This is a genomic window from Acinetobacter sp. CAU_H_56 (assembly GCF_058599425.1).
In genome coordinates this window covers 1,543,790-1,558,262 of the sequence record NZ_CM178654.1, presented here as the reverse complement: position 1 = coordinate 1,558,262, position 14,473 = coordinate 1,543,790, and the positions used below count along the sequence as shown (strand labels likewise).

The 14,473-nt window shown below is 44.7% G+C and carries 12 protein-coding genes; 2 read left to right on the top strand and 10 right to left on the bottom strand.

Annotation, left to right across the window (positions count from 1 at the left end; genetic code table 11):
* Positions 1-10: 10 nt before the first annotated feature.
* The gene (locus tag AC4MCC_RS07535; protein WP_491885062.1) at positions 11-1,234 is read left to right on the top strand and encodes a CaiB/BaiF CoA transferase family protein; all 1,224 of its coding nucleotides are present in this window, start codon (positions 11-13) and stop codon (positions 1,232-1,234) included.
* Between the two features lie 61 nt (positions 1,235-1,295).
* Here AC4MCC_RS07535 and AC4MCC_RS07530 read toward each other — a convergent pair whose 3' ends face one another.
* The 8 genes from AC4MCC_RS07530 to AC4MCC_RS07495 all read right to left on the bottom strand — a co-directional run bounded on the left by AC4MCC_RS07530 (position 1,296) and on the right by AC4MCC_RS07495 (position 11,044).
* On the bottom strand, positions 1,296-2,978 hold the full coding sequence (locus AC4MCC_RS07530) for an AMP-binding protein (RefSeq protein ID WP_491885061.1): 1,683 nt from the start codon (positions 2,976-2,978) through the stop codon (positions 1,296-1,298).
* 77 nt (positions 2,979-3,055) lie between these two features.
* On the bottom strand, positions 3,056-4,552 hold the full coding sequence (locus AC4MCC_RS07525; RefSeq protein WP_491885060.1) for a flavin-containing monooxygenase: 1,497 nt from the start codon (positions 4,550-4,552) through the stop codon (positions 3,056-3,058).
* A 15-nt stretch (positions 4,553-4,567) separates the two neighbouring features.
* On the bottom strand, positions 4,568-5,407 hold the full coding sequence (locus AC4MCC_RS07520) for an alpha/beta fold hydrolase (protein ID WP_491885059.1): 840 nt from the start codon (positions 5,405-5,407) through the stop codon (positions 4,568-4,570).
* A 135-nt stretch (positions 5,408-5,542) separates the two neighbouring features.
* Positions 5,543-7,345: an acyl-CoA dehydrogenase C-terminal domain-containing protein gene (locus AC4MCC_RS07515; RefSeq protein ID WP_491885058.1), complete on the bottom strand. Its 1,803-nt coding sequence runs from the start codon at positions 7,343-7,345 to the stop codon at positions 5,543-5,545.
* A gap of 206 nt (positions 7,346-7,551) precedes the next feature.
* Positions 7,552-8,532, bottom strand: a complete 981-nt coding sequence (locus AC4MCC_RS07510) for an NAD(P)H-dependent flavin oxidoreductase (RefSeq protein WP_491885057.1) — start codon at positions 8,530-8,532, stop codon at positions 7,552-7,554.
* 11 nt (positions 8,533-8,543) lie between these two features.
* Positions 8,544-9,335, bottom strand: a complete 792-nt coding sequence (locus AC4MCC_RS07505; RefSeq protein ID WP_491885056.1) for an enoyl-CoA hydratase-related protein — start codon at positions 9,333-9,335, stop codon at positions 8,544-8,546.
* A 33-nt stretch (positions 9,336-9,368) separates the two neighbouring features.
* Positions 9,369-10,292 carry a 2-hydroxyacid dehydrogenase gene (locus AC4MCC_RS07500; protein ID WP_491885055.1) on the bottom strand — a complete coding sequence of 308 codons (924 nt, stop codon included), beginning with the start codon at positions 10,290-10,292 and terminating at the stop codon, positions 9,369-9,371.
* Positions 10,289-11,044, bottom strand: coding sequence for a class II aldolase/adducin family protein (locus AC4MCC_RS07495; protein ID WP_491885054.1), 756 nt, complete (start codon positions 11,042-11,044; stop codon positions 10,289-10,291). Before AC4MCC_RS07495 ends, AC4MCC_RS07500 begins: the two co-directional genes overlap by 4 nt.
* Before the next feature lie 110 nt (positions 11,045-11,154).
* Here AC4MCC_RS07495 and AC4MCC_RS07490 point away from each other — a divergent pair, with 110 nt between their 5' ends.
* Complete coding sequence (locus tag AC4MCC_RS07490) at positions 11,155-11,592, top strand: PaaI family thioesterase (RefSeq protein WP_180130536.1); 438 nt, start codon at positions 11,155-11,157, stop codon at positions 11,590-11,592.
* 121 nt (positions 11,593-11,713) lie between these two features.
* Here AC4MCC_RS07490 and AC4MCC_RS07485 read toward each other — a convergent pair whose 3' ends face one another.
* Together AC4MCC_RS07485 and AC4MCC_RS07480 are read right to left on the bottom strand one after the other, a co-directional pair.
* Complete coding sequence (locus AC4MCC_RS07485; protein ID WP_104473213.1) at positions 11,714-12,925, bottom strand: 3-oxoadipyl-CoA thiolase; 1,212 nt, start codon at positions 12,923-12,925, stop codon at positions 11,714-11,716.
* A 25-nt stretch (positions 12,926-12,950) separates the two neighbouring features.
* Positions 12,951-14,471: a 3-hydroxyacyl-CoA dehydrogenase gene (locus tag AC4MCC_RS07480; RefSeq protein WP_491885053.1), complete on the bottom strand. Its 1,521-nt coding sequence runs from the start codon at positions 14,469-14,471 to the stop codon at positions 12,951-12,953.
* Positions 14,472-14,473: the final 2 nt, after the last annotated feature.

Sequence of the window (14,473 nt, the reverse complement as noted above, 5' to 3'; positions counted from 1 at the left end):
GAGCGTAACGATGGGTGCTTTAACAGGCTTTCGTGTACTGGATTTAAGCCGGATTTTGGCTGGTCCTTGGTGTAGCCAGATTTTGGCTGATCTGGGTGCAGAAGTGATTAAAATTGAAAAGCCTGATCATGGAGATGACACACGCATCTGGGGACCACCTTGGCTTAAAAATAATCAGCAGGAAGATACCCATGAATCGGCTTACTATCTTTCAGCCAATCGTGGTAAGCATTCGGTTGCCGTAGATTTATCTACCCCGGAAGGTCAAAGCATTATCAAGAAACTCGCAGAACAAAGCGATGTAGTTATTGAGAACTATAAAGCGGGTTCGTTGAAAAGATATGGTCTGGACTATGAAAGTCTGAGCCAGATAAATCCGCGGCTGGTGTACTGTTCCATTACCGGCTTTGGGCAAAATGGTCCTCGTGCTCAAGAACCTGGCTATGACTTCATTGTTCAGGGTATGGGTGGCATGATGAGTGTTACGGGGGAACGTGATGACCTGCCAGGGGGTGGCCCGCAAAAAGCAGGTCTGGCCTTTGCTGATCTGACTACTGGCTTATATGCCGCAATTGCGATCCAAGCTGCTTTATTGTCCCGTGAAAAAACTGGTGAAGGTCAGCACATTGATATGGCACTGCTAGACACCCAAGTCGCTTCCCTCTCTGTTTTGGCCATGAATTATCTGACCTCAGGTAAAGTCCCGGGCCGCTTCGGTAATGCTCATGCCAATATCGTGCCTTATCAGGTTTTTAAAGCACAGGAAGGTGAATTTATTATTGCCTGCGGGAATGATCTGCAATTTCAAGCACTGTGTCAGGCTGTAGGTTTGACCAAAGTGGCAGAAGATCCGCGTTTCCTGAAGAATTCAGGCCGGGTTACACATCGTGAAGAACTGACCACCCTTTTACAGGCTCATTTCTACTCTCAACCGGCAAAACACTGGGTAGATCTGATTCATGCAGTCAAAGTTCCAGTGGGCATGATCAATAACCTGAAACAGGCTTTGGAAGAAGAACAGGTTCTGGCGCGTGAAATGGTCATTCATATGCCGCATACTCTACGTGACGATTACACCTCGATTGGTTCGCCAATTAAACTTTCCAAGACCCCGGTAGAATATAAAAAAGCACCACCGTGTCTGGGTGAAGATACCGACGCCATCTTGAGCCAGTATTTAAGCCCTGATGAAATGCAAGAATTGAAAAACAAAAAAGTCATTCAGCAGCGCTAAACTGCTCAGCAATAAAAAAAGGAATCTTTCGATTCCTTTTTTATTTTGACTATGTCATTCCTTAACAGGCTTTGGCATCCGGCTGCACGGTTTTAGGCAACTCACGACGTAGAATTTTACCGACTGCGGATTTCGGCAATCCAGACACAAATTCAATATATTTTGGCAGCTTATAACTGGTCAGTTGTAGTCTCAGATAGGTCATAACTTCATTCTCGGTCAGACTGGTATCCTGTTTTACAATAAAGGCTTTCGGAACTTGTCCAGATTTTTCATCATCCACTCCAATGACGGCACATTCCAGAATTTTCGGATGTTTGGATAAAACGCCTTCCAACTCATTTGGATAGACATTAAAGCCCGAGACCAGAATCATGTCCTTTTTACGGTCCAGAATGGTGATATAACCCTGCTCATCCATACAGCCGATATCACCTGTCAGGAAGAAACCATCTTTGGTAAATACCTGTGCTGTTGCTTCCGGTTGCTTCCAGTAACCTTTCATCACCTGAGGGCCGCGAATAGCAATTTCTCCAGCCTGATGAAGTGCTACAGGTTTTCCTTCATCATCCAGAATCTGAATTTCTGTGCCTGCCAATGGCAAGCCAATACTACCGCTAAAGCGCTTGCTTAAAGGCGGGTTAAATGTTGCCGTTGGTGAGGTTTCAGAAAGACCGTAGCCTTCATAGATATGACAGCCTGTGACTTCGCACCATAATTCTGCCGTGTTTTTTAAAACAGATGCACCGCCGCCTGTCGTGGTTTTTAGGCGTGAGTGATCCAGCTCGCGGAAACGTGGATGATGAGCCAATGCATTAAACATGGTATTCACGCCCGGAAACACCGTCGGAGGATGCTTATGATATTGATCTACCAGTGCATCCAGATCTCTTGGATTTGGAATCAGGACATTGGCAAAACCGCGACTCAGACCATAACTGAACAGGCAGATGGTAAAACCATAAATGTGATACAGCGGCAAGGCACAAAACACATATTCATCTTCAGTCGCATAGCGGTCCCCAAAATGACTGATAAACACCGTACTGTTCTGGGCGATATTAAATAAGATATTGCGATGACTGAGCTCAGCCCCTTTGGAAACCCCTGTAGTTCCACCGGTATATTGCAGAATAACGGTATCTTCCTGCTGCTGTACAGGGGCTTCAAAATCAATCACCTGTACCTGGTCAATGGCCTGCTTAAAGTCAGAAAACTGTTTTTCTGGATATTGCGCCGTTTGGCTATAAATTGATATCGGCTGATCCTGAATGAAATCAAGTGGATGGGTAGAAATCACATATTTCAGCGCAGGACATTCATCTAATTGATTCAATTGCTCCAAAGTTGAACCCAGAATAATCAAGGCCTCTGCCCCTGAATCCTGTACTTGATGATACAGCTCGCGTTGGGTATACATCGGGTTTACATTGACCAGAATATAACCCGCACGAATAATCGCAAAAGTCGCAATTGGATATTGAATAATATTCGGTAACATCACCGCGATTCGGCTACCGGACGCCAAGCCTAGATTCTGTAGGTAAGTAGCCAGCTTCTGGCTATAAACATCAATCTCCTGATAGCTGAACTTTCGATCCAGATAAAAGAAAGCAGTCTTATCTTTGAACTTAAGTAGATTCTCAGCAATTGTCGTGCTCAAAGTTTTATCAGGGTCAGGCCGGGTAAATTCCGGATTGACGTTCCATTTTTTATATTCTTCCATCCATGGCTGGCTGTTCATGACAACACTCCTTTCTTTTAATTTGATTCTATTTTGTATGTTGAAACTCTGAAGTTCCGATTATTCCTGATTGATCTTTACACCACTTTCTGCTGCATTGCTTCGATGTACTGGTAGTGATAACCGCTGCGAATAAAATGCTGGTTTTTGTCTCTGAATGAATGCGCATAATCTGGCCAGACCAAAGTCAGCTTGCGACTCAGCGGGTCCAGATACCAGCTTTTACAGCTTTCTGATAACCAGACACTGCCTTGGGAAAGCTGCTGTAACTCCTGCATATAGGCATTTTCAGCATCTTGATCAGCTTCAAAGACCTGAATCTGTTCCTGTTCAAAAAACTGCAAGGCGTCCAGTACCAGATCAAATTGGGTCTCCAAGAAATAAAGTGCTGAGTTATGCCCACTTCCGGTATTTGGACCATTCAGAATAAACAAGTTTGGAAAGTTATGGACGGTCGTAGATTGATAACCCTGCATACCACTAGACCATTGCTGCTCCAGGCTTAAACCCTGTTTACCTACCACCTTTGCCGCATAGGGTGGACGTGCCGCTTCAAACCCGGTGGCGAATACGATGATATCTGCAGGGAATTCATTGCCGGACTTACTGATTACACCGTCTTTCGTAATTTCAGCCAAAGCTGAATTTTCAAGCGTGACATTGGGTTTTAGAAAAGTCGGATAATAATCATTGGACAGCAATAAACGCTTGCAGCCCGGTTCATAATTCGGTGTGAGTTTCTGCTGTAATTCAGGATCTGAAATCTGATGTTTTAAAAATTGCAGACAATTTTTCTTGACCCGCTCGATCTGGCTTTTCAGATTACGGCGCTGGGCAAAATTGTATTCATTACCCCAGAACAAGGAATGTCTTAACGCTGACATGCTGTCCGGATCTTTGCGGAAGAGCTGTTTTTCTGACTCAGAATAAGGTCGGTCTGGTCGCGGCAAAATATACGGTGCACTGCGTTGCAATACGGTCAGACTTTTTGCTGTTTTGGCAATTTCCGGTACAAGCTGAATAGCAGAAGCCCCTGAACCTACGACAACGACGCGCTGATTATCCAGATTAACTTCGTGATTCCAGCGTGCAGAATGCATCACCTGACCTTGGAATTCTTCTAGTCCCGGAATTTGCGGGAGATGTTCATCTGCCAGATGCCCAGTAGCGGTAATTAAAAATTCCGCTTCATAAACACCTTTAGAGGTCTGAATATTCCAGCTACGTTTTTCGGTATTCCAGCTGGCTTTTTCCAGTTGTGTATGAAAATCAATATGTGGCCGGATATTTTCCTGATCACAGCATTGAATCAAATAGCGCTGAATTTCTGCCCCTTGCGGAAAGACACGTGACCAGTTGGGATTTTTAATAAACGAGAAAGAATATAAATGTGACGGTACATCACAGGCGACTCCGGGATAAGTATTATCCCGCCATGTGCCACCTACTTCTGCTGCACGTTCAATGATTTTAAAATCGTGAATGCCCTGCTGTTTAAGACGGATCGCCATTCCTAGGCCACCAAAACCGCTGCCTACAATTAAAATCTTGCTGCGCTGTCCTTGAGCTTGCATTATTTTTCTCCTTTTTTAAGGCATCATGGGCTGGATTTTTTGATTCGCCGGATACTGCTCTGGATGCTGGCTAAACAGGTTGATCAATTGCACCACTTCCGCTGGTGCTTCAATATGAATCGCATGTCCCGAAGAAATTTCGATATAACGGCTATTCTGAATCGAAGCAAAGAGTAATTTTGCTTGCGCTAAAGGCACCATACGATCTTCACGACAGGCCACGATCAAGGTCTCAGCAGAGATGTCCGGCAAAATGGCGGTGATATCAATGCGATAATTCAGTTCACGCTGTTTAGCTGCATCTTGAGAAGGTTTGACGAAACGTGCCAGATCAAGCACCTGTTTTTCAGTACGAGCTGACAGATAGTCATCGCTATATAGGCAATAATTCACGAAATGCGGCAATGCTGCAGATTGATCATTAAATAACTGTTGCCAGATCGTGGTTCGCAGTTGTTGGACTGAACTGGTTTTTGCCCAACCAGCTAAAAGAATCAAACGTGCCACACGTTGTTTAAGACTCGCGGCTACTTGTGCAGCAATCACGGCACCAAGTGAATAACCTACCACAGTAATTGTTTCACCTTCTGCAACTGCATGCTGGATCAGTGCTTCAACTTGCTGGCTAAAATCAGTCACTGCCAGATCGGCTTTATCCGGGGTATACAAATCAATGGATAAAACCCGCTGATGAATACCGAGCATGGGGAAAATATAACTGAAATGTTTGTCGGTATTTCCACCTGTGCCATGAATCAGAATAATGGTGGGATATGAGGATTTCTGTCCGACTTCATAATAAGTGAGTTGTTGATCACCATAAGGACATTGTCGTGTAATCGTGTCTAAATCCATATAGACTCCTGATCTTGTTGTTTTATGGCCGATGTAATACTGAAAAGTACCCATCGATATCGAGTTTTGTGCAGGATAAAAAAAGTAGTAAGAAAAAAAGACCCACGATCGAGAGATTGATCGTGGGTAAAAGGATTAATCGAATTTAAACTCTTCAGGAGTCAGCAGGAACAGGCTCTCACCACCGACCTGAATATTGGCAACGTGAGTTGAAGTTCTTGGCAGAATACGTGCAAAGAAGAATTGCGCGGTTTTGATCTTCGCTGCATAGAACGGATCGGTATTGCCCTCTTCAATTTTTTGCTGCGCCGTAATCGCCATTTTCAGCCATAAATACGAAGACACCACATAACCAGAGAAGTATAAGTAATCGACTGATGCCGCACCGATTTCATTTGCAGACTGTTGTGCCTGAGCCTGAATCGTTTTGGTTAATTCTAGCCATTGCTCAGTCAACTGACTCACTTGTGCCACTTGCTGGTTAAACTGGGCATGTTGCTGATGCTCTTTCACAAAACCTTGGATTTCATCAGTTAAGGCAGTCAACAAACCTAGTTTTGAACCTAGTACTTTACGTGCCAGTAAGTCGATTGATTGAATTTCAGTAGTGCCTTCATAGAGGCTGGCAATACGTGCATCACGGGCAATCTGTTCCATGCCATGTTCAGCAATATAGCCGTGTCCACCAAAAACCTGCATACCATGTTTGGCCGCTTCTACACCTGTTTCGGTCATTAATGCTTTAGCAATTGGGGTTAATAATGCCAGACGATCTTCTGCGGCTTTCTTCTCTTCAGGATTATCTGTTGCTTCAGCAATATCAGCATAAGTCGCCAGATAATAAGCCAAGGCACGTGAACCTTCAGCAAATACTTTCTGAGTCAGTAGCATATTACGCACTGCCGGATGCACAATGATTGGATCCGCAGGCAGGTTTGGCTCTTTCGCACCTTCGAGTGAACGCATGGCCAGACGGTCTTTGGCATAAGCCAATGCACCTTGATAAGAAGATTCAGCTGCAGCCAAACCTTGAATGGCTGTACCAATACGCGCAGAGTTCATAAAGGTAAACATGCAGTTCAAACCGCGGTTTTCAGGCCCGATCAGGAAACCTTTGGCATTGTCAAAATTCAGTACACAGGTCGCATTGCCATGAATACCCATCTTGTGTTCAATCGCACTACACACCACGCCATTACGTGAAGCCACATTTCCAGCTTCATCCAGATTGAATTTAGGCACGATAAACAGCGAAATACCTTTAGTACCTGCAGGCGCATCCGGTAAACGAGCCAATACGATATGCACGATATTTTCAGCCAGGTCATGTTCACCTGCAGAAATAAAGATTTTCTCACCGCTGATACTGTAGCTGCCATCTTCATTTGGCACCGCTTTGGTACGGATTAGACCCAAATCAGAACCGGCATGTGATTCAGTTAAACACATGGTTCCGGTCCAGCGTCCTGCAATTAAAGGCACCAGGAATTTCTGTTTTTGTTCATCACTACCGTGATGTTCTAAAGTACGCATCGCACCATGAGACAGGCCTGGGTACATACCCCAAGACCAGTTGGTCGCCGTAATAATTTCAGAAATGGCAATACGGTATAAGGTCGGGAAGCCTTGGCCACCATATTTTTCATCGCCAGTTAATGAGGTAAAGCCGAGTTCTACATATTTGTCATAAGCCGCTTTAAAACCATCCGGTGTAGTTACGACGCCATCCTGCAAACGGCAGCCTTGCTGGTCGCCTGTTGCATTAATCGGTAGAAGTTCGTTTTGGCAAAAGTCCGCAGCGACTTCCAGATATTGTTCCATAATATCCATAGAAACTTTGTCTGCGAACTTTGCATAGCCTTCATATTTCTGTTCAACATTGAGCAGATCTTTCAGCACAAACTTCATGTCTTTTAATGGCGCAATATAATTTCTCATCGTAATTCCCTTGTATGAGTTCTAATTTGTATATTTATGACAATTAATTTCATAATACGAAATTATGTTTTAGATCGAATATAATATAAGTTCATGGATAAAATCTAGTCATGACATAAAAAATCACATTTAAAAATTAAAACTTTGGTATAAAAAAGCCATTCGGTAATGAATGGCTTTTGATTAAATGATTAAAATAAAGCGATCTAGCGCGGGAAAAACTGAGCCAAACGTTGCTGAACAATCTGTTCTGCTTCTTGCATGATAGTGTCAATCAGCGTTTGACAGGTTGGAATGTCATGGATCAACCCCATCACTTGACCTGCTGTCAGTACGCCTGCATCTACATCGCCATTTTCCAAAGCCAGCTTACCTTTTAAGCCACTGACATAAGGTCGAATCTGTTCAAATTCCAGATTTGGATCTTCACCCATTTTAACGACGAGATCAGATACTGCATTCTTCGCAACACGTGCAGTATTTCTGAACTGGCGGTAAAGTAGATGCGTTGCCCTTTCATCATTGTCGACATAAAACTGCTTGATATTTGGATGGATCGGCGCTTCTTGTGTGGCACAGAAACGTGTTCCCATATTGATGCCTTCTGCACCTAAAGCAAGTGCTGCCACCAAACCACGACCATCCGCAAAACCACCACTGGCTACAATCGGTACAGTGAGTTGATCAGCGGCTGCTGGAATCAGAATCAGTCCGGGAATATCATCTTCACCCGGATGGCCGGCACATTCAAAACCATCAATCGAGATCACATCCGCGCCGATTCTTTGTGCTGAAAGTGCATGACGAACCGAGGTACATTTATGAATCACAATGATGCCATGCTGTTTAAAGGCTTCAATATGTTCATGCGGCTTGTTGCCTGCCGTTTCTACTATCTTGATCCCACTTTCAATAATGGCCTGTCGATATTCGGCATACGGCGGTGGGTTTACAGCGGGCAATAAAGTCAGATTCACAGCAAAAGGCTGATCCGTCATTTCTCGGCAGCGTGCAATTTCCTTGACCAAGGCTTCAGGCGTCAGTTGAGTCAATGCTGTCAGGGTTCCCAAACCACCTGCATTGGAGACTGCACTGGCCATTTCTGCGGTACCGACCCACATCATGCCGCCTTGAATAATCGGATAGCGAATGCCTAAAAGCTCGGTAATACGCGTTTGAATGTTCATGAATGCTCTCCTTAGCGTCCGGTAAATTGTGCGGGGCGTTTTTCAACAAAGGCCTGTACACCTTCTTTGTAGTCCTGACTACTCAAGGCTAGATATTGCAGGTTTTGTTCCAGCTCCAGTTGCTGGTCTATGCTATTTTCCGCACTGCGTTGCAGCGCCTGTTTAGTTAAAGCCAGCGCATAAGTTGGCTGTTGTGCTAGTCGCTGTGCAAGGTCATCGATATAAGCATCAAATTCTGCATCAGGGATCATTTTCCAGATCATGCCCATTTCAGCCGCGTCTTTGGCATACACAGGTTCACCGAGTAAAGTCAGTGCCATAGCGCGTGCATAACCAATTAAACGCGGCAACATCCAGGTACCGCCGGCATCGGGAATCAAGCCAATTTTAGAAAAGGCTTGAATAAATTTGGCACTTTCCTTGGCAATGACCAGATCACAAGCCAACGCGATATTAGCCCCTGCACCGGCAGCCACACCATTTACCGCTGCAATCACCGGTTTGGGACTTTTGCGGATCAGATTAATCAAAGGATTATAATATTTGGCCAGCGAACCCTCTGGTGGTAAAGGCACATTGCCGAGCTGCCCAGCACGTTCTTTTAGATCCTGTCCTGCTGAAAATGCCCGGCCATTACCACGAATCACAATTACCCGAATGTCTGGATTCGTATTCCAACTGTTCAGTACCTGCTGGACTTCTTCATGCATTTGCCGGTTGAAACTGTTGAGTGAATCTGGGCGGTTAAAACTTAAAGTGGCGACACCTTGCTGAATCTGGGTCTGAATCATTTCCCACATCATCAATTTCCTTATTTTTTGTCTGTATCCCTACAATTAATAGCCTTTATTGACATCCACTTGATGACACAAATCCAGACCCTGATTTAAACGACGGTCATTTTCCAGTATCTGCTCTACCACCACAGACATTGGGGCATGTGAGGCCACATGTGGTGTCACCACAATTTTTTCGTGCTGCCAAAACTGATGATCCGCAGGTAATGGCTCCTGCTCAAAGACATCAACAATCGCACCACGTAGATGGCCAGAATCCAGTGCATCCAATAAATCCTGCTCGATTAAATGCTGGCCACGCCCGACATGAATCAAAGCTGCCTGTTCAGGCAGTTGCTGAAATAATTCAGAAGAAAGAATCCCGGCGTTTTCTTCGGTAAGGGGTAGCAGGTTAATTAGAATCTGAGTTTGAGCCAGGAAGTCGGAAAGCTGTTCTTGGCCCACATAACTTTTAACTTGATTAATGTCTTTTGGGGAATTCGACCAACCAGAGACTTGATAGCCCATGTCGGCAAAACGTTCAGCTACATATCCGCCCATATGCCCCAGTCCCATAATCCCGATCTGGATATGATGGCTATAGCTCTGGCGATACTGCTTCCAGAGCTGCTGATTTTGCTGCTGGATCATGCGGTCAAAATAACGTTGAAAATACAGTACACCCCAAAGCAGATAATCAAACATGCCCTTTTGATGATGCGGATCCAGCACCCGGCAAACGGCTTGATCGGGGCGTACAGCATTTAAGTTTAAATGTTCTACCCCAGCAGCAATCGAATGAATCAGGCCAAGCTTTGGTAGCTGCTGCACTTTTTCCAGATCTGGAAACCAGGCAGCAACTGTGGTTGCCTGCTTAGCTTCAGGACTGTCCACTGTACAGAAACTGCCAGCAGGCGCATATTTTTGAAAAGACTTGACCAGAATGGCTTCAATATTTGGTACAGAACTGGAAATAACAATCATGATGCATACTCCGTATATTGATGCTCAATCAGGGACAAAGCGGCCTGCCAGGCACGCTGTAATATCGGTTCAATGAGAGGACTGGCGAACTGCTTCGCTGTTTTAATTCGGACTTCTTCTGCTGGATAATGCAATTCAGCACCGCCACTTAAGGCCTTGACCTGTGCCTGACAGGCGCGTTCTAGGAAATAGATTTCATGAAAAGCCCGTGCAATAGTCTCTCCAGCCGTTAATAGGCCATGATTACGTAAAATCATGGCACGATGACTGCCTAAGTCCTGAATTAAGCGTTCTTGTTCATCAGTTGAAAGCGCAACGCCTTCATATTCGTGATAGGCCACATGCTGATAAAATTTCATGGCGTGCTGGGAAATTGGGAGAAGCCCGTGTTTCTGAGCAGAAACAGCAATTCCATCCGCGGTATGCGTATGAATGACACAGTTCAGATGAGGATGCGCTTCATGAATCGCAGAGTGAATCACGAAACCAGCCATATTTACTGGCTTGTCTTGTTCATAGCTTTCTACCACCTGCCCTTCATGATTAATCTTCACCAGCGTCGAGGCACGCATTTTTTCAAATGCGACACCATATTGGTTAATCAGAAAACAGTCTGGTTGATCTGGGACTCTTAAACTGATGTGGGTATCAATCAGGTCAGTCATCCGATAATGCGCAATAATGCGATAAAGCGCTGCGAGTTCACAGCGTGCCTGCCATTCAGCATCTGTGACGAGATTTTTTATTGTCATCATTCCATCCTGGAAAAATATAGCATTTCGATCACTATCTGTTATATCATAATTTTAGAAAAACAGAATATTATTTCATAAAGCGAAATATTTTATTAAAGGGAAGTTATATGACTACAGCTCAAATGAATGGACTTGAATATCTAACTGCAATTAAAAATGGCGAATTGCCTGGTTCAGCGATGGGACAACTGATTCCCATGAAACTCAGTGTCGTCCGTGAAAACTACGTGGAATATGAAGTTTATCCAGATGAACGTCATTTCAACCTACAAGGTGGCATTCATGGTGGATTTTGCGCTACTGTTCTGGACAGCGTAACAGGTGCAGCGGTTCATACCACAGTTGATGCTGGTGTCAGTTTTTCTACTATTGACCTGAATGTCAAAATGCTCAAAGCCATGAAAAATGGTGAAACTTATACTGCGATTGGTGAAGTGATCCGGATTGGGCGCAATGTACTGACTTCAGAAGGACGAATTATCGACAAAGACGGTAAAATTTATGCCTTTGGTTCAGCAACTTTATTGGTCACTGGCCGCAAATAATCCTTACGCTGATTTAATTAATCCCTGCGATATGCAGGGATTTTTATTTCTATATAAATAGTCCAATAAAAAATGCCATGTATATCAGCTATACATGGCATTAATACGATGACTAAAGTGGTTATGCAGCTTCAGGGTTTTCAATCACCATCGCAAGACCTTGACCCAGACCGATACATAAGCTGATCACGGCATATTTTTTACCCGTACGCTGTAATTGACGCGCAACAGTTAAAGCCAAACGAGCACCTGAACAGCCCAATGGATGGCCAATCGCAATACCACCACCATTTGGATTCACACGCGGATCATCAAATGCAACATCCAGGCCTTTCAAGCAAGATAATACCTGGCTGGCAAATGCTTCATTGATCTCGATAATGTCCATATCATCTAGCGTCAAACCTGCACGTTTTACGGCTTTTTTGATTGCTTCGATTGGACCCGCGCCCATGATGCGTGGCTCAATGCCAGCGGCTGCAGAAGACAGGATACGTGCTAAAGGTTTTAAGCCATACTGTTCCTGAACTTTTTCACTGCCGATAATCAGTGCTGCAGCGCCGTCATTGATACCTGATGCGTTACCCGCAGTCACTACACCACCTTCGAAAAGCGGTTTTAGCTTGGATAATGCTTCAAATGTTGAAGATGGACGTGGATGTTCATCTTCAGTCACTAATTTAGGCGGCAATTTACGCCCTTGTGAAACTTCAATCGGGGTAATTTCACCTTCAAAGAAACCTGCTTCTTTTGCAGCTTGATATTTCGCTTGTGATGCAGCAGCAAAAGTATCTGCCTGTTCACGCGTAATGCCAAACTCTTCAGCGACGTTATCACCTGTTTCCGGCATGCTGTGCGCGCCAAACTGATCGGTGAATTTACGGTTCGGGAAACGTGTACCAATCGTGGTGTCATAGATTTTGGCATCACGTGAATACGCGCTTTCAGCTTTAGCCATTACAAACGGTGCACGTGTCATGCTCTCTACACCACCTGCAATATACAGTTCGCCTTCACCTGCGGTAATGGCACGTGCTGAATCGATCACAGCACCCAGGCCCGACGCACATAGACGGTTAACTGTTTGACCTGGAACGGTCACTGGCATACCAGCAAGCAATGCTGCAAATCGAGCCACATTACGGCTGTCTTCACCGGCTTGGTTCGTGCTACCAAAGATCACATCTTCTACGTCAGCTGCTGGAATACCGGTTTTTTCTAGCAGATTTTTAATGACTGTTGCTGCCAGATCATCTGGACGCACAGTGGCCAGGCTTCCTGCATGGCGACCGATTGGAGAACGTAAACCATCATAAATATAAGCATTTAACATGAGTGTTATTCCTTTAACTTTTTAATTAATGTGTAGTATGAACAAGAGGTAAACCGAGTTGAACGCGGCGGCGTAACCAAGGACTTGGACGGTAACGCTGGTCACGGGTAATCGCCGTCATACGGTCTAGAATTTTCAGAATTTTTTCAGCGCCTAATACATCGCCCCATTCAATTGGGCCGTATGGATAACCAAGGCCTAACTTCACGGCAACGTTGATATCTTCTACAGTGGCAACACCTTGCTGGGCAATATCACAGCCAAGATTCACAATCATTGCTAAAGCACGTTGCGCCACAAAGCCGACGCTTTCCTGAATTGTGCTCGCAGTCACACCATCCAGATTGAAAATCGATTGTGCTGCATTTACCAGTTCAGCTTTGGTCACAAACGTTGGCATTAAAGTACGGTGTTTATTCAGGCCATAAAGCAGATCGATACAGACTACTTGCTGCGGAGACACTTGATAACGGACTGCTGCTGAAGTGGCATCTTCACCATAAGTCGCAATTAAAATTAAAGCATCTGCTGAAGGTGCGTCAGTCTGCTCGATCTGGATGTTGAACTGCTGTAGATATTGCTCAAGCGCTTGACGGTCTTCGCTATATTCTGTACCCAGCCAAACCGATGGATATTGATCCAGCTTTTCAACCAAGGTTGGAGCCACATCACCTACTTTGCTCCCCGAGGTATAATCGTAAAAACCTTTACCAGTTTTACGGCCTAGCTGTTTAGCAATAAAACGCTGGCGGGTAATCACGCTTGGGCGGTAACGTGTTTCTTCATAATATTGGTGATAAATCGATTCACTTACCGGATGAGATACATCCATCCCGGTCAGATCGCCTAACTCGAATGGTCCCATCTTGAAACCGATGCCGTCACGATAGATGCGGTCAATGTCATAAAATGGAGTGACATTTTCATTCAGAATCGCATAGGCTTCACTACCAAAAGCACGGCCAGCATGGTTGATAATAAACCCTGGGGTATCTTTGGCTTTTACTGGGCGATGTCCCATTTTCGTGGATAGCTGAGTAAGTGCATCAACAATATCGGCACGGGTATTAAAGCCTTCAATGACCTCAACCACTTTCATCAGTGGAACCGGGTTAAAGAAATGATAACCAGCAACACGTTCCGGTTGGCTGCAATTGGCGGCAATCGCACTGATAGACAGTGAAGATGTATTGGATGCCAGAATTGCTTCCGGTTTTACGATACCTTCCAGTTGCTGCATCAGCTTTTGTTTGATTTCCAGATTTTCAATAATCGCTTCAACAATTAAATCGCAATCTTTCAGGTCTTCGATCTGCTGGGCAATGGATAAATGAGCAAGATCTTCAGCAGCTTTTTCATGGCTGAATTTACCTTTATCAGCCAGGGTATTTAATGTTTTAGCCAGCTTTTCCTGTGCCTGTTCAGCAGCACCCGCTTTGGCATCAAACAATATGACATCATGGCCAGACTGAATTGCGATCTGGGCAATGCCCGCACCCATGGTACCTACGCCAATAATACCGATTTTCTGAATTTGAATGCTCATGC